This is a genomic window from Pseudomonas sp. PA-7-1E (genome assembly GCF_021605325.1).
GTDB classification, from domain to species: domain Bacteria; phylum Pseudomonadota; class Gammaproteobacteria; order Pseudomonadales; family Pseudomonadaceae; genus Aquipseudomonas; species Aquipseudomonas fluorescens_BV.
The window spans coordinates 1-19,461 of sequence record NZ_WKFA01000037.1; the positions used below are offsets into that span (position 1 = coordinate 1).

At 61.0% G+C, this 19,461-nt stretch carries 18 protein-coding genes; 8 read left to right on the forward strand and 10 right to left on the reverse strand.

Features of this window, described 5'->3' with window-relative positions; translation table 11 throughout:
• Positions 1 to 125: 125 nt before the first annotated feature.
• Complete coding sequence (locus GIW79_RS20390; RefSeq protein WP_034125939.1) at positions 126 to 590, reverse strand: CopD family protein; 465 nt, start codon at positions 588 to 590, stop codon at positions 126 to 128.
• 99 nt (positions 591 to 689) lie between these two features.
• Between GIW79_RS20390 and dinG the strand changes: the two genes are divergently transcribed.
• The 6 genes from dinG to GIW79_RS20420 all read left to right on the forward strand — a co-directional run bounded on the left by dinG (position 690) and on the right by GIW79_RS20420 (position 9,148).
• Positions 690 to 2,834, forward strand: a complete 2,145-nt coding sequence (dinG, locus tag GIW79_RS20395) for an ATP-dependent DNA helicase DinG (protein WP_014717263.1) — start codon at positions 690 to 692, stop codon at positions 2,832 to 2,834.
• Positions 2,835 to 2,922: 88 nt separating this feature from the next.
• Entirely contained in the window at positions 2,923 to 5,220 is a 2,298-nt protein-coding gene (locus GIW79_RS20400; RefSeq protein WP_236455375.1) for a beta-galactosidase, read from the forward strand.
• Positions 5,221 to 5,302: 82 nt separating this feature from the next.
• A complete protein-coding gene (locus tag GIW79_RS20405; protein ID WP_236455373.1) occupies positions 5,303 to 6,448 on the forward strand; it encodes a serine hydrolase domain-containing protein in 1,146 nt (381 codons plus the stop codon).
• Between the two features lie 143 nt (positions 6,449 to 6,591).
• Positions 6,592 to 7,743, forward strand: a complete 1,152-nt coding sequence (locus GIW79_RS20410; RefSeq protein ID WP_080757662.1) for an OmpA family protein — start codon at positions 6,592 to 6,594, stop codon at positions 7,741 to 7,743.
• A 27-nt stretch (positions 7,744 to 7,770) separates the two neighbouring features.
• Positions 7,771 to 8,418: a pyridoxamine 5'-phosphate oxidase gene (gene pdxH, locus GIW79_RS20415; RefSeq protein ID WP_236455372.1), complete on the forward strand. Its 648-nt coding sequence runs from the start codon at positions 7,771 to 7,773 to the stop codon at positions 8,416 to 8,418.
• Between the two features lie 265 nt (positions 8,419 to 8,683).
• Positions 8,684 to 9,148: a glycine zipper 2TM domain-containing protein gene (locus GIW79_RS20420; RefSeq protein ID WP_003189251.1), complete on the forward strand. Its 465-nt coding sequence runs from the start codon at positions 8,684 to 8,686 to the stop codon at positions 9,146 to 9,148.
• Between the two features lie 101 nt (positions 9,149 to 9,249).
• On the opposite strand, the gene nhaA is transcribed toward GIW79_RS20420, so the two are convergent.
• Positions 9,250 to 10,434 (reverse strand): Na+/H+ antiporter NhaA, encoded by a 1,185-nt coding sequence (nhaA, locus tag GIW79_RS20425; protein ID WP_032893143.1) that lies wholly within the window; start codon positions 10,432 to 10,434, stop codon positions 9,250 to 9,252.
• A 216-nt stretch (positions 10,435 to 10,650) separates the two neighbouring features.
• On the opposite strand from nhaA, the gene GIW79_RS20430 reads away from it, so the two are divergent.
• Positions 10,651 to 11,745, forward strand: a complete 1,095-nt coding sequence (locus GIW79_RS20430; RefSeq protein WP_054917906.1) for a PLP-dependent cysteine synthase family protein — start codon at positions 10,651 to 10,653, stop codon at positions 11,743 to 11,745.
• A gap of 92 nt (positions 11,746 to 11,837) precedes the next feature.
• Here the strand turns inward: GIW79_RS20430 and GIW79_RS20435 are convergent, their stop codons facing one another.
• The 3 genes from GIW79_RS20435 to GIW79_RS20445 all read right to left on the reverse strand — a co-directional run bounded on the left by GIW79_RS20435 (position 11,838) and on the right by GIW79_RS20445 (position 14,925).
• Positions 11,838 to 13,451: an NAD(P)/FAD-dependent oxidoreductase gene (locus GIW79_RS20435; protein WP_034125946.1), complete on the reverse strand. Its 1,614-nt coding sequence runs from the start codon at positions 13,449 to 13,451 to the stop codon at positions 11,838 to 11,840.
• 106 nt (positions 13,452 to 13,557) lie between these two features.
• On the reverse strand, positions 13,558 to 14,229 hold the full coding sequence (locus GIW79_RS20440; protein ID WP_034125947.1) for a COG3650 family protein: 672 nt from the start codon (positions 14,227 to 14,229) through the stop codon (positions 13,558 to 13,560).
• 96 nt (positions 14,230 to 14,325) lie between these two features.
• Positions 14,326 to 14,925 (reverse strand): short chain dehydrogenase, encoded by a 600-nt coding sequence (locus GIW79_RS20445; RefSeq protein ID WP_034125948.1) that lies wholly within the window; start codon positions 14,923 to 14,925, stop codon positions 14,326 to 14,328.
• A gap of 218 nt (positions 14,926 to 15,143) precedes the next feature.
• Here GIW79_RS20445 and GIW79_RS20450 point away from each other — a divergent pair, with 218 nt between their 5' ends.
• Positions 15,144 to 16,058 carry a LysR family transcriptional regulator gene (locus tag GIW79_RS20450; protein ID WP_034125949.1) on the forward strand — a complete coding sequence of 305 codons (915 nt, stop codon included), beginning with the start codon at positions 15,144 to 15,146 and terminating at the stop codon, positions 16,056 to 16,058.
• On the opposite strand, the gene GIW79_RS20455 is transcribed toward GIW79_RS20450, so the two are convergent.
• The 5 genes from GIW79_RS20455 to GIW79_RS20475 all read right to left on the reverse strand — a co-directional run bounded on the left by GIW79_RS20455 (position 16,049) and on the right by GIW79_RS20475 (position 19,460).
• Positions 16,049 to 16,534, reverse strand: a complete 486-nt coding sequence (locus tag GIW79_RS20455; RefSeq protein ID WP_034125950.1) for a DoxX family protein — start codon at positions 16,532 to 16,534, stop codon at positions 16,049 to 16,051. The genes GIW79_RS20450 and GIW79_RS20455 overlap by 10 nt on opposite strands.
• Positions 16,531 to 17,307 (reverse strand): HvfC/BufC N-terminal domain-containing protein, encoded by a 777-nt coding sequence (locus GIW79_RS20460; RefSeq protein WP_236477407.1) that lies wholly within the window; start codon positions 17,305 to 17,307, stop codon positions 16,531 to 16,533. Before GIW79_RS20460 ends, GIW79_RS20455 begins: the two co-directional genes overlap by 4 nt.
• The gene (bufB, locus tag GIW79_RS20465) at positions 17,304 to 18,182 is read right to left on the reverse strand and encodes an MNIO family bufferin maturase (protein ID WP_054898405.1); all 879 of its coding nucleotides are present in this window, start codon (positions 18,180 to 18,182) and stop codon (positions 17,304 to 17,306) included. The genes GIW79_RS20460 and bufB overlap by 4 nt, the downstream gene beginning before the upstream one ends.
• A gap of 22 nt (positions 18,183 to 18,204) precedes the next feature.
• Positions 18,205 to 18,501, reverse strand: coding sequence for a BufA1 family periplasmic bufferin-type metallophore (locus tag GIW79_RS20470; protein ID WP_034125953.1), 297 nt, complete (start codon positions 18,499 to 18,501; stop codon positions 18,205 to 18,207).
• Between the two features lie 257 nt (positions 18,502 to 18,758).
• A complete protein-coding gene (locus tag GIW79_RS20475) occupies positions 18,759 to 19,460 on the reverse strand; it encodes an ABC transporter ATP-binding protein (protein ID WP_003193540.1) in 702 nt (233 codons plus the stop codon).
• Position 19,461 lies beyond the last annotated feature (1 nt).

Sequence of the window (19,461 nt, forward strand, 5' to 3'; positions counted from 1 at the left end):
GGCTGTAGGAGCCAGCTTGCTCGCGAAAAACGTCAACGATAACGCGTGCTTCCTGAATAAACGCGGCGTCTGTGAGTTTTTCGCGAGCAAGCTCGCTCCTACACGCGTTAGGGCAAGCCAACAGCTCAGAACATCGGCCGAGCCGAAGCCACCGCCACCACCACCAACCCCACGATCAAATTAATCCCCACCAACCTGCGAATCTGCCCCAGCGCTGCCGCGCCCGCCGGCCAATCCTCAGCCGCCACCGCTGCCTTCAGCTCCGGGAACTTCAAGGCCTGGATGCGGATAAACAACGCCGTCATCACCAGATACAACCCCATCATCACCTGTACATAACGCGGCGCGGTCTCAAAACCACTGAAGCGCAGTTGCAGCAAACCAATGCCGCTGATCGGCAAAAGCACCACAGCCACCCATACCCAAACAAAAAAACGTTGAAACACATTTGCCCACAGCTTGAGCCGGGCAGGGCCCTCAAGTGCCGCCACGGCGGCGGGGCGCAGGATCATCCAGGCGAAAAACATGCCGCCTACCCAGATCAAGGCGGCCAGTACATGCAGGGTATAGGCGAGGCTAAACGCGGTCATTGTGGTACTCCGTTCTGCGCGGGATTAATTAGCGGGGTATGATAGCGGCCGATCCGAACCACTGAAAATTTATCCAGCGTTTTTTGCGCCCGACTATCCATGATCAGCACTGAACTCAAAACCACGATCCAGGGCGCCTATTCGCGTTTTCTCGAAGCCAAGAGCTTGAAACCGCGCTACGGCCAACGCCTGATGATCGCCGAAGTGGCAAAAGTCCTCGGGGATATCGACACCGACGACGAAGGCCGCCGCGAGGGCGAGCCTGCGGTAGTGGCCGTCGAGGCCGGTACCGGTACCGGCAAGACCGTGGCCTACAGCCTGGCTGCGATCCCTACGGCCAAGGCTGCTGGCAAGCGCCTGGTGATCGCCACCGCTACCGTCGCGCTGCAAGAGCAGATTGTCTACAAAGACTTGCCCGACCTGATGCGCAACAGCGGCTTGAGCTTTACCTTCGCCCTGGCCAAGGGCCGTGGCCGCTATATGTGCCTGTCCAAGCTCGACGTATTGCTGCAGGAAGGCCACGCCCAAACCGCCACCGCCTCCTTGTTCGAAGAAGAAGGTTTCAAGATCGAGGTGGATGAGGCCAGCCAGAAGCTGTTTACCAGCATGATCGAGAAGCTGGCCGGCAACAAATGGGACGGCGACCGCGACAGTTGGCCCACCGCCCTGGAAGATTCAGACTGGGCGCGCCTGACCACCGACCACAGCCAATGCACCAACCGCCATTGCCCTAACTTCGGCCAGTGCGCCTTCTACAAGGCGCGCGAAGGCATGGGCAAGGTAGATGTCATCGTCACCAACCACGATATGGTATTGGCTGACCTTGCCCTGGGTGGCGGTGCGGTACTGCCCGACCCACGCGACACCCTCTATGTGTTCGACGAAGGCCACCACCTGCCAGACAAGGCCATTGGCCATTTCGCCCATTACACCCGCTTGCGCTCCACGGCCGACTGGCTGGAAACCACTGCCAAGAACCTCACCAAGTTACTGGCCCAGCACCCGTTGCCCGGCGACCTGGGCAAGTTGATCGAGCAAGTGCCGGAGCTGGCGCGCGAGATCAAGACCCAGCAGCAGTTCATGTTCAGCGCCTGCGAACAGGTTGCGGACTTCAAGCCCGGTGAAGACGTCGAGGGCCGAGAGCGCCCGCGCCACCGTTTTGTCGGCGGGATGATTCCCGAGCACATGCGCGAAATGGGCATCGAGCTGAAGAAAGGCTTTTCACGCCTGACCGACCTGTTCACCCGCCTGACGGACTTGCTCAAGGAAGGCATGGATGGCGAGGTCAATATCGGCATCGCCAGCAACCAGGCCGAAGAGTGGTATCCCTTGTTCGGCAGTTTGCTGTCTCGTTCCCAAGGCAATTGGGAGCTGTGGACCGCCTTTACCGTCGAAGACCCGGAAGACAACCCGCCCATGGCCCGCTGGCTGACGTTGTCGGAAAGCGGTGCGCTGTTCGATATCGAGGTCAACGCCAGTCCGATCCTCGCCGCTGAAATGCTGCGCCGCAACCTGTGGAACGTCGCCTACGGCTGCCTGGTAACCTCGGCCACGCTGACGGCCCTGGGCACCTTTGACCGCTTCCGCATGCGCGCCGGCCTGCCGAAAAAGGCCGTTACCGCCGTGGTGCCCAGCCCGTTTCATCACGCTGACGCCGGCGTGCTGCGGGTGCCAGACCTCAAGGCCGACCCACGGGACGCTGCGGCGCACACGGCGGCGATCATTCGTGATCTGCCGTCGTTGGTGGAAGGCTCCCGCGGCACTCTGGTGCTGTTCTCGTCGCGCAAACAGATGCAGGACGTGTTCGACGGCCTCGACCGCGACTGGCGCAAGCAGGTGTTTATCCAGGGCAACCTGTCCAAGCAGGAAACCCTGAACAAGCACAAGGCGCGGGTCGACGGTGGGGATTCCAGTGTGTTGTTCGGCCTGGCCAGCTTTGCCGAAGGCGTGGACTTGCCCGGTGCCTACTGCGAACACGTGGTGATCGCCAAAATCCCGTTCTCGGTGCCGGATGACCCGGTCGAGGCCGCACTGGCCGAATGGATCGAAGCCCGGGGCGGCAACCCGTTCATGGAAATCTCGGTGCCGGATGCTTCACTGAAGCTGGTGCAGGCCTGCGGGCGTCTGCTGCGTACCGAAGAAGACCGCGGCACCATCACCTTGCTCGACCGTCGCCTGGTTACCCAGCGCTATGGCAAGGCGATCCTCAATGCATTGCCGCCGTTCAGGCGCGAAATTTCTTAAGCCACCGTGGGCGGATTCGCCCACTCTGTGGTCTATCTCATCACTATCATCAGGCCAGTCATCGGCCGTTTGGGAGAACCTTGTTCGTATGATTCGCACGCTGCCCGCTCTTTTTGCCCTGCTGTTCGCTGCGCCGTTGATGGCGGCGCCCGAGGGGCAACAAACGCTGTTCAACTTCGTCCGGCCGGCCGATGTGGTCAAGGTGGCGACCCAGGACGCCAGCCTGCCGCAATACAATGCCGAACAAACGCCCGAAGGCGAGGTGCTGCGCCGCATCACCTTCAACCCAGCGGCCGAGCCGAGCCTGGTGCTCAGCCCGCAGACGGGGACGTGGGACTGGTCGCAATCGAGCGCCATGAGCCTGCGTATCCAGAGCGCGATGAACTGGGCGCTGACCCTTTACGTCAAGGTGCAGAGCGCCGACGGCAAGACGCTCGTCAGCCGCATCGACCTGCCTGCCGGCCCGGCCCAGACGCTGCTCGTCCCGCTGCAAGCCAACGCTCCCCTGAGCCAGGGCATGAAGGCCGGCCCGCCGATGCCGATGACCGTGGATGGCCAGCGGGTGTTGCTGGCCGCCAGCGCCGGAGAAATCGACCGCAGCCAGGTCGTCTCGGTGACCCTGTCGATGCTCAAGCCCAATGCCGCTCAAAGTATCCTGCTGGAGCGCTTTGGCGTGCAGGACAGCGAGCCGGTATTGAAGGCTGCCTACACTGAACTGGTGGATGCCTATGGCCAATCCAACCGCGCACGCTGGCCGGAGAAGGTCAGCAGCGACGAGCAACTCAAGGCATCGGCCGCCAAGGAACAACAGCAGCTCAAGACCTGGCTGGCCGAGCGGGACAAGTCCTCCCTGGATCAATACGGTGGCTGGAAGAAGGGCCCGGCCTTCGATGCCAGCGGTTTTTTCCGCACCCAGAAGCGCGACGGCCGCTGGTACCTGGTGACGCCGCAGGGGCATCCGTTCTACTCGCTGGGGGTGAACACCGTGGCGCCGGACAACAGCCAGACCTACGTGGCGGGGCGCGAGTGGATGTTCGCCGCGCTGCCCAAGGCCGGCGAACCCTTTGACAAGTACTACGGCAGCGAAGACAGCCGCACCGGCAACGGCGCCGGTGAAGGCCGCGGTTTTGGCTCGGGGCGTTGGTACGATTTCTATGGGGCCAACTTGCAGCGCACTTACGGCGGTGACGCGTTGGACCAGCCACGCTGGGTGACCCATACCCTCGATCGCCTGCAAGCCTGGGGCTTCAACACCGTCGGCAACTGGAGCGATCCGGACCTGGCTACTGCCGACCGCGTGCCGTACACCTTGCCGCTGTCGATTGTCGGTGACTATGCCAGCATCAGCACCGGCACCGACTGGTGGGGCGGCATGCCCGATCCGTTCGACCCGCGCTTTGCCATGGCCACCGAGCGCGCAGTGGCTATTGCCGCACGCGATCACCGTGACGATCCTTGGCTGATCGGTTTCTTTGCCGACAACGAACTGGCCTGGGCCGGTCCTGGCGAGGATGCAAAATCTCGCTACGCCCTGGCGTACGGCACCCTGCGCATGACCACCGACGTGCCGGCCAAGCGCGCCTTCCTCAAGCAACTGCGCGATAAATATCGCAATGAAGAGGGCCTTTCCAAAGCCTGGGGTATTCAACTGGCTGGTTGGGAACTGATGGAAGACCCAGGCTTCGAGCCGCCGATGCCCAGCCCTGAACACCCGGAAATCGAAGCCGACTTCAAGTATTTTCAGAAGACCTTCGCCGATGCTTACTTCAAGACCATTTCCGACTCGCTGAAGTGGCACGCGCCCAACCAGCTGTTGCTGGGCGGCCGTTTTGCGGTGAGCACGCCCGAGGCCGTCGCTTCGTGCGCGCAGTATTGCGACGTGCTGAGCTTCAACATGTACACCTTGAAACCCCAGGACGGTTACGACTTCGCCGCCCTGCGTGCGCTGGACAAACCGGTACTGATCACCGAATTCAACTTTGGCTCCGCCGACCGCGGCCCGTTCTGGGGCGGCGTGACGCAACTGGCCCGCGAAGAGGACCGCGGCGCGGCGTACTCCGCGTTCCTCAAGCAGGCGGTGGCCGAGCCGTTGATTGTCGGGGTGCACTGGTTCCAGTACCTGGACCAGCCGGTAACCGGGCGTCTGCTGGATGGTGAAAACGGCCATTTCGGCCTGGTCGGCATCACCGATGTACCCTTCCAGGGCTTTGTCGAGACGGTGCGCAAGAGCAACCTGGCCGCGCTCGACCAGTTGGGCCGTGAGGCGCAAAAAGCCAAGGCCACCCAAGCGATGCGTGAAAGTGAAGCCGGCAAGCCGGGGCGCGACGGCAAAGGCGCGGGGCAGGGCGCTGAGCATGCTGGTGGGCACGCTGGAAACGGTCATTGATTCATCGTTGACGGGTTCACAAAACCTACAATGGCTGAAAGAATGGCGACCACTTTTCATGGTGTTTTCCGAGGGGACTTAGGTGCAGATTCAGGGTCATTACGAGCTGCAGTTCGAAGCGGTGCGCGAAGCCTTCGCCGCCCTGTTCGATGATCCTCAGGAGCGTGGTGCCGGGCTGTGCATCCGGATCGGCGGGCAAACCGTCGTCGACCTGTGGGCCGGTACTGCCGACAAGGACGGTGCCGAGGCCTGGCATAGCGATACCATCGTCAACCTGTTCTCCTGCACCAAGACCTTCGCGGCAGTGACTGCCCTGCAACTGGTGGCCGAAGGCAAGCTCAAGCTCGATGCGCCGGTAGCCGAGTACTGGCCGGAGTTTGCCGCTGCTGGCAAGGACGCGATCACGCTGCGCCAGTTGCTCTGCCACCAGGCCGGGCTGCCGGCCATCCGCGAAATGCTGCCCACCGAAGCGTTGTACGACTGGCAATTGATGGTCGATACCCTGGCGGCAGAAGCCCCGTGGTGGACACCGGGCCAGGGCCACGGCTATGAGGCGATCACCTACGGCTGGCTGGTTGGCGAACTGTTGCGCCGCGCCGACGGGCGCGGGCCGGGGGAGTCGATCGTGGCGCGGGTGGCACGGCCATTGGGGTTGGACTTCCATGTAGGCCTGCCGGATGAGGAGTTTTATCGCGTCGCTCATATAGCGCGCAGCAAAGGCACTATGGGGGATGAAGCCGCGCAACGGTTACTTCAAGTAATGATGCGCGAGCCGGCGGCGATGACTACCCGTGCATTTGCCAATCCACCGTCTATTCTGACCAGCACTAATAAGCCCGAATGGCGACGCATGCAGCAGCCTGCGGCGAATGGCCACGGTAATGCACGCAGCCTGGCCGGGTTTTATAGTGGTTTGTTGGACGGTAGTTTGCTGGAAAGCGACATGCTCGAACAATTGACCCGCGAGCACAGTATCGGGCTGGATAAAACCTTATTGACCCAAACCCGCTTCGGCCTGGGCTGCATGTTGGATCAACCGCAGTTGCCCAATGCCACGTTCGGCCTCGGGCCACGTGCATTCGGGCATCCCGGGGCAGGAGGTTCAGTCGGGTTTGCCGACCCTGAACATGATGTAGCCTTCGGTTTTGTGACTAATACCTTGGGTCCCTACGTACTTATGGACCCGCGGGCCCAGAAGTTGGTCGGAATATTGGCCGGTTGTCTATAAACCCCTTGCTGTTTCACAATTTTTTGTTACAAAGGCAAGTATAAAAAAGATGCTGAACGACATGTTGTAACTTGAATGTTCTTTTAGCGTCTGTTTAACGGGTCCTGCGACCCTCTGGTTTTTTCTCATTTTGTGGATATCTCATGTTATCGAACAAGTCTTTGGCACTGGCGCTGTGCCTCACTATTACGGGTTGTGCACAAACTCCACAAAATGATGCCGAAGGTGGGCATTGGTGGTCATTTGGATCTGACAAAACGGCGACCAAGGATCCAGTGGCCCAGACCGACGCCAAGTCGGATGCCAAACCCGACGCCAAGCCGGCCGCCGGTGCCAAGCCTGTTGAGCCTGTCACCGCTGCTGCCGCTGCCCCGGCTGCCAAAGCCGACACCGGTTACAGCTGGTGGCCGTTTTCCACCAAGAGTGCCGAAGACAAAGCCGCCGACGCCAAGGCTGACCTGAAAGCCGACCTCAAGGCGGCAACCCCGGCCTCGGACGCCGCACCTGTCGTCGCCAAGACCGACAGCGAGCCGCGCTGGTGGTGGCCGTTCGAAAGCAAGCCGAAGCCATTGGCCAAGGTCGATGTGACCAATGTACAAATGCCTGACCCGAAGATCACCCAAGCCTGGCTGGACGAATACGAACCACGCCTGCGTGCCGCCATCAAGGACAGCAACCTGCAACTGGAGCGCCGTGACAACACCCTGGTGGTGATTGCCCCGGTAGACGGCTCCTACAACCCGAAGCGTCCGGCTATGTTGCTGCCGGTGACCCTGGGCCCGTTCACGCGGGTGGCCAAGGCCGTTGAAGCTGACCCGAAGACCGCCGTACTGGTGCTGGGCCACGTTGATGCCACGGGCAGCGCCCCGGCCAGCCAGGCGTTGAGCAAGGAACGTGCGCAGTCCATTGCCTCGATTTTCAGCCTGAGTGGTCTGAAACAGGATCGCTTGATGCTGCGTGGCATGGGCGACCTTATGCCGCGTGCCGCCAACGACAGCAATCAGGGGCGTGCGCTGAACCGTCGCATGGAAATCATGTTCACTCAGCGTACAACGATGTTGGCACTGCTGAGCAAGTACAACTCCGGCAAGACCCCGCCCGTAGCCGAAATGGTCGCGGTGCAGAATGTGCCTGCGCCAGCACCTGCGGCCAAAGCGCCTGCCAAAAAGGCCACGGCCAAGAAAGCGGCGGCCAAGCCAGCGGCTAAAAAGGCTGCGGCCAAGCCGGCTGCGAAGAAACCTGCCACGGCAAAAGCCAAGGCGGCACCCGCTTCGAACGATCAGGCGAAGAACTGAGCTGTTGAACCACAAGGATAAAGCCGCATGACCCAGGCACTGGCCGATATGCGCCGTGACTACACACGGGACGGTTTGAGCGAGGCCCAGGCCCCGGACGAGCCGTTTGCGTTGTTCCACCAATGGTTTGCTGATGCAGTGAAAACCGAACAGCCGCCAGTGGAGGCCAATGCCATGACGCTGGCGACAGTGGATCAGGACGGTCGCCCGCACTGCCGCATCCTGCTGCTCAAGGGCCTGGATGCACAGGGCTTTACCTTCTTCACCAACTATCAGAGCGCCAAGGGTGAACAACTCGCGGCGCGGCCGTTTGCGGCCATGACCTTCTTCTGGCCAACCCTGGAGCGCCAGGTACGCATTGAAGGGCGCGTGGCCAAGGTCACGCCTGCAGAGTCGGATGCTTATTATCAGGTGCGCCCGTTGGGCAGCCGCCTGGGCGCCTGGGCCTCTCCGCAGAGCAAAGTCATTCGTGATCGCGATGAGCTGCAGGCGCTGCTCAAGGCCGCTGAAGAGCGTTTCAGCGATACCCAGCCCGATTGCCCCGAGCATTGGGGAGGGTACCGTTTACTGCCTGAGCGCATCGAGTTCTGGCAAGGCCGCGCCAGCCGCCTGCATGATCGCCTCAACTACCGCCTGCAAGACGGCCAATGGTGCCGCGAGCGCCTGGCGCCCTGAGCGTCACCTTTCGTCATCCCACCTGGATCAACACCGTTGCGTCGAAGTCTCTGTTCAAGAGACTTCGGACGGTTTCGGCTGTGCGGCTACACTGATCGAGCCGGTTATGGCATCGTTCCGTACCCTGGCTTGGTTACCGTTCGTCGAGTTCTCTGGTGCTGGCAGTCTGTACTCAGGCTGAATGAAAGCAAGTTTCTGCCTGGTGCGCCGTGACACGCGCCAAGCCACAGCGTTTAATGAATACCTGTCCTTTGGAGTTGATGCTATGCGTAAGTCCGTTTTACTAGTTGCCTGCTTTACCACCCTGTCGTTGCTGTTGGGTGGCTGCGCCTCGAGTCTGACCGGCGACTCGTACTCTCGTGATGAGGCGCGTCGTGTACAGACCGTTCGCATGGGCACCATCGAATCCCTGCGTCCGGTGAAAATCGAAGGCACCAAAACCCCAATCGGCGGCGCCGCGGGCGCAGTCATCGGCGGCGTTGGCGGCAGCGCCATCGGTGGCGGCCGAGGCAGCATCGTTACTGCTGTGATCGGCGCAGTTGCGGGCGGCCTGCTGGGCTCGGCCACTGAAGAAGGCCTGACCCGTACCCAGGGCGTGGAAATCACCGTGCGCGAAGACGACGGCAGCATGCGTGCTTACGTACAAGCCGTGCAGGAAAATGAAATCTTCCGCATTGGCGACCGCGTACGCATCATGACCGTCGACGGTACCAGCCGCGTTACTCGCTAAGCCTTAAGCTTCAGGCGAAGAAAAACCCCCAACCGGGTGACCGGTTGGGGGTTTTGTTTGTAGGAGCGAGCAAGCTCGCTCCTACAACTGACTGACTTCAATCATGCAACGACGGCTTTCTTGCGACTTGCCATCGCCGTCACCGCATACCCGATAAAGGCCGCCAGGATCGACCCGGTCAGAATCCCCATGCGATCTTCACCGGCAAACTCACTGGCGCCTGGCACAAACGCCAGGGAGCCGACAAACAGGCTCATGGTGAAGCCGATCCCGCACAGGATCGCCACGCCCAGTACCTGGCCCCAATTGGCGCCGCTGGGCAGTGAGGCGATGCCGGTCTTGATCGCCAGCCAGGTGAGGCCGAACACACCGACTGTCTTGCCGATCAACAGGCCCGCGGCGATGCCCATGGGCACGGAGTGGGTGAAGCTCTCCAGGCTGACACCGGTGAGTGACACGCCGGCATTGGCGAACGCGAACAGCGGCAGGATGGCGTAGGCCACCCAGGGGTGCAGGGCGTGTTCCAGGCTCAGCAGCGGTGAGGTTTCGGCATTCTTGGTGCGCAGTGGAATGCAGAACGCCAGGGTTACACCCGCCAAGGTCGCATGCACACCGCTCTTGAGCACGCACACCCACAGGATCAGGCCGATGATCATATACGGCCCCAGCTTGATCACGCCCAGGCGGTTCATCGCAATCAGCGCAATCAAGCACGCCCCCGCGCCCGCCAGGGATGCCGTGGACAAGTCAGCGGAATAGAACAAGGCAATGACGATGATGGCGCCAAGGTCATCAATGATCGCCAGGGTCATCAGGAACAGCTTCAGCGACACTGGTACGCGCTTGCCCAGCAGGGCCAGAACGCCCAGCGCAAAGGCAATGTCGGTGGCCATGGGGATCGCCCAGCCGGCCAGGGCGGCCGGGTTGTCCTTGTTAAGCGCCCAGTAGATCAGCGCCGGCACAACCATGCCGCCGATGGCCGCTGCGCCAGGCAGCACCACTTGCGAAGGCTTGGACAGGTGACCATCCAGCAGCTCACGCTTGACCTCCAGGCCGATCAGCAGGAAAAACAGGGCCATCAGGCCATCGTTGATCCAAAGCAGCGCCGGCTTGGCGATTTTCAACGCGCCAACCTGAGCCACCACCGGCGTGTCGAGAAAGGCGTTGTACAGGTGCGACAACGGTGAGTTGTTGATAATCAGCGCCAAAGCGGCAGCGGCGATCAACAACAGACCACTGGCGGCTTCCAGCTGGAAGAAACGGGTGAAAGTGCTACGCAGAGGCAAGGGATGCTCTCCAATCCAGGTTCAATAGGTGGGTACCCTAACCCGTACCGTTAGTTGTTAAAACAAAAGTTATATTCTTATTTGTTATAAGGAGTTGGCCGGAACATCGGTGGGTTAAAGACTAGCAATTGTGTGTCCAATTGCGTCGTCACTGTATCTGTGTGAAGTGTGGGAAACATCCTAAGATCACCGCTGAAAACCTTTAGAGAAGCCACCATGAGCGACCACCGTACCTGGGCCCGCGAAGCCATTCGTATCATTGAAGCGGACTTCCAGCGGAGCGCCGATACCCACCTGATCCCGCTGCCATTACCGGGTTTGCCAGGCATCGAGTTGTACTTCAAGGATGAGTCCAGCCACCCCACCGGCAGCCTGAAACACCGGCTGGCGCGCTCGTTGTTCCTGTATGCGCTGTGCAATGGTTGGCTCAAGCCTGGCGCCCCCGTTATTGAAGCGTCCAGCGGCTCCACCGCGATCTCGGAAGCCTACTTCGCGCGCTTGCTCGGCTTGCCGTTCATTGCCGTCATGCCCGCTACCACGTCCCAAGAAAAGATCGCCCAGATTGCCTTCTATGGTGGCAAGAGCCATCTGGTCCAGGACCCGACGCAGATCTACGCCGAATCCGAACGCCTGGCCCAGGAAAGCGGTGGTCACTTCATGGACCAGTTCACTTACGCCGAACGTGCCACCGACTGGCGGGCGAACAACAACATCGCCGAATCGATCTTCCAGCAGATGCGCTTTGAACAGCACCCGGAGCCGAGTTGGTTGATTTCCAGCCCTGGCACCGGCGGCACCACCGCGACCCTGGGCCGATATGTGCGTTATCGCCAGCATTGCACCCGGGTGTTGTGTGCCGATGCCGAACGCTCGGTGTTCTTCGACTTCTACCAGAGTGGTGACGCCAGCCTGCGCCTGGACTGTGGCTCACGGATTGAAGGGATTGGTCGCCCACGGGTGGAGGCATCGTTTCTGCCGGCGGTGATTGACGCAATGGTCAAGGTGCCGGATGCATTGTCCCTGGCGGCCATGCATTACCTGGCGCAGCGTTTGGGGCGACGGGTTGGCGGGTCCAGCGGGACCAACCTGATCGGTGCGCTGATGGCGGCGCAACAGATGAAAGCGGCGGGGGAGTCGGGGTCGATCGTTGCGATCTTGTGCGATGGTGGTGAGCGCTATGCCACGACCTATTACGATCAAGCGTGGCTGTCGGGGCAGGGCTATGAGCTGGAAGGGTTGATCGCGGCGGTTGCGGCGAGTGTCGAGCGCGGTGAGGCGCTACCCGCTAACATCCTGCGCGCTAATATCTGACAAGCAGCGCCAAGTTGTAAGCTCCAAGCTACAAGAAAAGCAGGATGCATACCTGTTTTTAGCTTGTGGCTTGAAGCTTACAACTCGAAGCTTCAACCGTGGATGCCGAGCATATCCCGCGCCAACGCCTCGGCGATCCGAATCCCGTCGACACCCGCCGACAGAATCCCACCGGCATACCCCGCGCCTTCTCCGGCCGGGAACAAGCCTTTGACGTTCAGGCTCTGCATTGACTCGTTGCGGGTAATGCGCAAGGGCGATGAGGTGCGGGTCTCGATGCCGGTCAGCACCGCATCGTGCAGCGAGTAACCTTTGATCTGTTTCTCAAACGCCGGCAAGGCTTCGCGGATGGCTTCGATGGCGAAGTCCGGCAGGGCCAGGGCCAGGTCACCCAGCGACACACCGGGTTTGTAGGACGGCTCCACACTGCCCAGCGCGGTGGAGGGTTTGCCGGCGATGAAGTCGCCCACCAGTTGCGCCGGGGCCTCGTAGTTGCTGCCGCCGAGGATGTAGGCGTGGGACTCCAGGCGCTCCTGCAACTCGATACCGGCCAGCGGGCCACCCGGGTAATCCACCTCGGGGGTAATGCCTACCACGATGCCAGAGTTGGCATTGCGTTCGTTACGCGAGTATTGGCTCATGCCGTTGGTCACGACGCGATGGGGCTCCGAGGTCGCAGCCACGACGGTGCCGCCGGGGCACATGCAGAAGCTGTAGACCGAACGGCCATTCTTGGCGTGGTGCACCAGTTTGTAGTCCGCTGCGCCCAGCTTGGGGTGGCCAGCGTATTTGCCCAGGCGTGCGGCGTCGATCAGCGACTGTGGGTGTTCGATACGGAAACCCACCGAGAACGGCTTGGCTTCCATGTACACGCCACGGTCGTGGAGCATGCGGAAGGTGTCCCGGGCGCTGTGGCCCAGGGCAAGAATCACGTGCTTGGAGAGGATCTGCTCGCCGCCGTCGATGACCACGCCGTTCAACTGGCCGTCTTCGATCAACACGTCGGTGACCCGCTGCTCGAAGCGTACTTCACCGCCCAGGGCGATGATCTGCTCGCGCATGTTTTCCACCACGCCGGTCAGGCGGAAGGTGCCGATGTGGGGCTTGCTGACGTAGAGAATTTCTTCCGGCGCGCCGGCCTTGACGAACTCGTGCAGCACTTTGCGACCGTGGAATTTCGGGTCCTTGATCTGGCTGTACAGCTTGCCGTCGGAGAAGGTGCCTGCGCCGCCTTCACCGAATTGCACGTTGGACTCGGGGTTGAGCACGCTTTTGCGCCACAGGCCCCAGGTGTCCTTGGTGCGTTGGCGCACTTCCTTGCCGCGCTCGAGGATGATCGGCTTGAAGCCCATCTGTGCCAGCAGCAGCCCGGCGAAGATCCCGCAGGGACCGAAGCCCACCACGATTGGCCGCTCAGCCAGGCCTTCCGGCGCCTGGCCCACCACCTTGTAGCTGACATCCGGTGCCGGGTTGACGTTGCGGTCGTCGGCAAACTTGAGCAGCAGCGCGGCTTCACCCTTCACGTTCAGGTCGACGGTGTAGATGAAGCACAGCTCAGAGGTCTTTTTACGCGCATCGTAGCTGCGCTTGAACAGGGTGAAATCGAGCAGGTCATCACTGGCGATGCCCAGGCGCTGCACGATGGCAGTGCGCAGGTCTTCTTCGGGATGGTCGATGGGCAGCTTGAGTTCGGTGATTCGTAACATGACAGGATCCGGTAGGCGGCGGGCAAGGAGGCCGGCTGTTTTGCAAACCGGCGATTATAAGCCCCAATGGCAAGTTTCCGTCAGGTTAAAACAGCACAGGGCCTAATCAGTCGTCCCGCGAGCCGCCGAATGCTGCGCAACCACGCTGCACCTGGCCGTTCACGCGCAACTCGGCGCTCATGTGTTGCAGGCTGCCGCTCACACTGTCGACGCAGCGCTGGGGCGCCACCCACAGTTCGATGTGCTGGTTGTTGGCTTCAGTCATCAGATTGAAGCGGCCGTCGCCCAGTTGTTCCTCGACGTAGGGTACTGCCAAAGGTGGATGGCCTTCGCGTTCCAGCACCATACCCTTGGCCGTGACATTCATTGCCCAGGCGGGTTTATGGCCGTTGGCCCGCAGTATCATGCGCTTGAAGTCCGGGTCGGAGCACGCTGAAGTCGAGCGTTCGACGCGATACAGCTGTTGCAGGTCCACTGAACCCTGGGTGCCGCTGGCGACCCCGGAAAACTTGCCGCGCAGGTCGGCAAACAGCTTGCCCTGCTGGCCGGCCAGCGAGGCGGCTTCCTGCAGGACGCTGGTGCCGCCGGTGTCGTTGACCACGTAGCTACGCTGGTCGCCGCACGGCTGGAACAGCAGTTTGCCGTCCACCGCGGTCAACTCACCCTGCATACGGGTCAGCCCGACAGTCGATGGCTTGGCCGGCTCGCTTTCGAACAATTGGCAGGCGGCGAATACAGGAAGCAAGGCAAACAGGACGAGGGTACGGGCGGCGCGCATTATCGGGTCTCCAGGCAAGTGCCGCCACGTTACGCAGGCTGGCCGTGCATCACAAGCCCGCTTGCCAGCTTCAGGCGTTTCTTACAGCACTCACCCTCACCCCACGATAAAGGTCTGACCAGTTTGTAGGCCCTCGACGCTTTTGGCGTAAGCCAGCGCTACATCGGCGGCGGGGGCAGGTTTGTAGCCACGGAAATAAGGGGCATAGCTGCCCATGGCTTCCAGTAGCACAGTCGGGCTGACCGAGTTGATACGCAGGCCGCGAGGCAATTCAATGGCCGCCGCTTTGACGAAGGCGTCCAGAGCACCGTTGACCAAGGCCGCCGAAGCGCCGGTACGGATAGGATCACGGTTCAGGATGCCGCTGGTGAACGTGAACGAAGCACCGTCGTTGGCGTACTCACGGCCGATCAACAGCAGGTTGACCTGGCCCATCAGCTTGTCACGCAGGCCCAGTTCGAAATCGCTGTCGTTCATGTCTGCCAGGGGCACGAAGTTGACGCTGCCTGCCGCGCAGATCAGGGCGTCGAACTTACCGGTCTGCTCGAACAGCTTACGGATCGAGGCGCTATCGCTGATATCCACCTGGAAGTCACCGCTGGTGCGGCCGATGCTGATCACTTCGTGGCGCTGGGCCAGTTCCGCCTTGACCGCTGAACCGATGGTGCCGCTGGCACCGATCAATAGGATTTTCATCGTGCTGTTCCTCTGGGGCTGATTTCCTGCAGGGGCAAGCGTGCTCGCGAAAAACTCAAGGTCGCCGGCGTGTAGTCAGGCTTACCGCGTGATCGTTGACGTTCTTCGCGAGCAAGCTCGCTCCTACAGGGGTTGGGATTTGCGTTCAGTCTAGTGTGGCTTTTTAATTGGATAAACGTGCTAATAGGCAACCTTTGGTTTTCAAATGGAAACAGTCCATGAGCGAAATGGATGACTTGGCGGCGTTCGCCGTGCTGATCGAAGCCGGCAGTTTCACCGTGGCGGCCGCACAATTGGGCTGCAGCAAAGGGCAGTTGTCCAAGCGCATCAGCCAGTTGGAAGCGCAGTTTGCCGTGGTTTTGCTGCACCGCACCACGCGCAAGCTGAGCCTGACTGCTGCCGGCGCGGCGTTGCTGCCCCAGGCACAAGCATTGGTGGTGCAGGTGGAGCGCGCCCGCCAGGCATTGGCGCGGCTCAAAGATGATTTGGCTGGCCCTGTGCGTATGACCGTTCCAGTGTCGTTGGGTGAAACCTTCTTCGATGGCTTGCTGCTGGAGTTCTCCAAGCAATACCCGCAGGTGCAGATCGAGCTGGAGCTCAATAACAACTACCGAGACTTGGCACGGGATGGTTTTGACTTGGGGGTACGGTCGGGCGCCATCGAACATGAACGCTTGGTGGCTAAACCTTTGCTGGCCTGGCATGAGATGACCTGCGCCAGCCCGGCTTATCTGGAACAGCATGGCGAGCCGCAGACCCCAGCGGACCTGGCGGCGCACAGCTGTTTGCTCAACAGTCATTACAGTGGCCGCGAGGAGTGGTTGTACCACCAGCAACACGAATTGCTGCGGGTAAAGGTGAGCGGCACCTTCGCCTCCAACCACTACAACCTGTTGAAAAAAGCAGCGTTGGTCGGCGCCGGTATTGCCCGCCTGCCGTCCTACGTTCTACCCACGGAGCTGGCTGACGGCCGATTGCGCTGGCTGCTGCGCGATTATCAGACACGCAGCATGCCGATGTACTTGGTGCATCCCTACCAGGGCGGTTTGCCTCGGCGTACCCAGGTGTTGGCCGACTACCTGGTGGACTGGTTCAAGCGCAGCGGCGAAGCGCTGGATCGGCTTCAGCGATAACGACGGGCAATCAGGTGGTCGATGGACAGGCACCCGGGGCCTTTGGCAAGCAACAACAATAACAGCGCAAGCCAGGTGCCGTGAGTGGGGTAGGCGTCAGGGTAGACGAACAGCTGGATGGTCAAGGTCATGCCGATCAAGGCCAGGGCCGAGAAGCGCGTGGCGAACCCCAGCAGAATCAATACCGGAAAAAAGTGCTCGGCAAAGGTTGCCAGGTGCGCGGCCACCTCTGGCGACAGCAGAGGCAATTGGTATTCGCTGCGAAACAAAAAGAGCGTCGAGGCGGCGAGTTTGGGCTCACCCCATTGGAAGGTGCCGCTGATCAGGTCAATGGCAAAGCCTTCGACCTTGGTCTGGCCAGACTTCCAGAACACCGCAGCAATGGAGAAGCGCGCGATAAAGGCGATCAGGCTGTAGGGGATTTTTTCAAACAGTGCGACGGTTCGTTTTACCAGGCAGGGAGCGGGAAAGTTCATGGCGATACCTCTGGTTGCAGATGCAAATGGGTGATGGCGTCGTGGCTGATCAATAGCGTGAGACATAGGTGCAAATCGAATTCGTCAGAGGCTTGCAGGGCATCAGCTATGGCCATTTCCAGCCCTGCGCCTTGGTTGAGTCGGTTGATAAAGGTCACAGACCCGCGGTCGATGGCGAATACCTTGACCACCAACCCTTGGCGCAAGACCAGCCCGCCTTGAGCATGCCAGGGGTTAAAGCTGGTAATGGCCCCGTCGGCCTGGTGCGCCGTCCAGACCGATACCACCGCGTAGGAAGATTCCAGCGTGGCAAGTGATGGATGCAGTCGTACACGCAGTTGCCCCAGTTGCGCGCAACCTTGCAGTTGCCGAAGTACGCTGTGCTGATCCAGAACCTGGCAATCCGCCGCGTGATAAGCGCGGACCCTCAAGCGTTCCAGCCGGGCGACATCGGCCAGGTAGGGCACGCTCCAGGCTGGTTCGAAACCCTGGATAAAGTCAGCGAACGTGCCGCCGTACTCACTGATCAAGGGGCTGGTGGGCGGGTGGGCCTGGGCATACAGGCCGGCCATGGCGCGGAAAAACTCATCGCCGACCAGTTGCCGCGCCACCGGGTAGGCGGCTGCCAAAGCATTGATCAAAGCGCTATGGACATTGTTTCGATACACCGCAAAGCGGCTCGCCGGTTCAGCACCGTTGCTGCTGAACACGCCCTCGGGGCAGGCTGCTTGCGGGGCCAGTAAAGCCTCGGCGAATGTTTGCTGAATGCTCATCGGGCCACCTGCGACAAATACCATTCGGCCTGCCGGGCCTCTGCTTGCAACACGCTGAACGCGGGCACCTGGTTATCCCGCTCGATCAGCGTCGCCACCGCTCCGGTCCGCGCCAGTACCTGTGCGTAAAGCTGCCACACGGCGTTATCGATCGGCGCGCCGTGGTCATCAATCAGCAGGCGGTCGCCCAGGCTGTCGGTGTCTTCGGCAAAACCGGCCAGATGAATCTCACCCACTGCGTGCAATGGCAAGGCATCGATGTAGGTCAGCGGGTCGCGCTGATGATTGATGCAGGACACGTAGACGTTGTTGACGTCGAGCAGCAGGCCGCAACCAGTACGGCGGACTATCTGGCTGATGAAGTCGGTTTCGTCCAGGGTAGAGCGCTGGAACTGCAGGTAAGTGGAGGGGTTTTCCAACAGCATCGGCCGCTTGAGCGTGCTCTGTACCTGATCCACGTGTTCGCATACCCGCTCCAGGGTGCAGGCGTCGTAGGCCAGGGGCAGCAAGTCGTTGAGAAACACCGGGCCGTGGCTGGACCAGGCCAGGTGTTCGGAAAAAGACTGGGGTTGATAGCGTTCGATCAGCGTGGCCAGGCGTGCCAGGTGCTCGCGATCCAAGGGGGCTTCGCCGCCGATGGACAGGCCGACGCCGTGCAGTGACAGGGGGTACTGCGCACGAATCAACCCCAGGTAGTGATGAAACGGGCCGCCGGCCACCATGTAGTTTTCGGCGTGTACTTCGAAAAAACCGATGTCGGGGCGGGTCTCGAGAACCTCGGTGAAGTGCTCGGTCTTGAGCCCCAGCCCGGCCCGATAGGGGAGGCCGGGCACCTGAGCCGGTGAGACCGCGTGTTGGGCTGTAGGCGTCATCATCAGTACTCAGGCTGCGCGGGGTTCAGGATTTGGCGGTGAAGGCCGCTTCCTGGCCAAAACCGGTCGGCGAGGTGGTGCTTGGGGTCTTGGTGCAAGTGCCGGCGGGTACCAGCTTCCAGGCATTGGCCTGGTCTTTGGTTTTGGAGGTGCCAGCGCAGGAAGTGCCGGCGCCCGCGGCGCAGTCATTTTTGCCGGCTTCAGCCACGCCGAAGCATTTCTGCATGTCGTCGGCCGCGTGGGCGGTGGTGGTCAGGGCGGACAGGCTCAGGGCAGAACCAAGGGCCAGAACGAGGGTGGCAGCGGACAGTTTGGTGGTCATGGTGTGTCTCCAGCAGTGGTTGAATGCGCAGGCTTGATTGCCTGCATGCACCACTAGAGAAAGGGGGAGGGAATTCGTTACAAAGCCATCGAAAAAAACTGCAAACAACACCTGTTTAATGACTTATACAAAGCAAATGTGGGAGTCGGGCTTGCCCGCGATGCAAACGCCTCGGTTCTTCAGATACACCGGGGTGATGCCATCGCAGGCAAGCCAGCTCCCACACAAGCCAGCTCCTACTTAGAACTCACTCTTTCTTAGCCGCCGAGGTAGGCCTCCCGCACCTTCGGATCGGTCAGCAATTGCTCACCCGTACCCTGCATCACCACCCGGCCATTCTCCAGTACATAGGCACGGTCAGCGATTTTCAGCGCCTGGTTGGCGTTCTGTTCCACCAAAAACACCGTCACACCGTCCTTGCGCAGTTGTTCGATGATGTCGAAGATCTGCTGGATGATGATCGGTGCCAGGCCCAGGGAAGGCTCGTCCAGCAGCAACAGCTTGGGCTTGCTCATCAGCGCCCGGCCGATGGCGAGCATCTGCTGCTCGCCGCCGGACATGGTGCCGCCGCGCTGGCTGAAGCGTTCCTTGAGGCGGGGGAACAGGTGCAGCACCTTGTCCATCTGCTCCTGGTAATCGCCCTTGTCGGTGAAGAACCCACCCATGGCCAGGTTCTCTTCCACGGTCAGGCGCGAGAACACCCGACGGCCTTCGGGCACCACCGCAATGCTCTTGCGCATGATCTCGGCGGAGTGCTTGCCCACCAGTTCTTCACCCATGTAGCGGATGCTGCCACTGTAGGCTTGCGGCGAACCGCACAAGGTCATCAGCAAGGTCGATTTGCCGGCACCGTTGGCGCCGATCAGGGTGACAATCTCACCCTGGCGCACTTCCACATTGACGCTGTGCAGGGCCTGGATCTTGCCGTAGAAAGTGGAAACGTTTTCGAATTGCAGCATT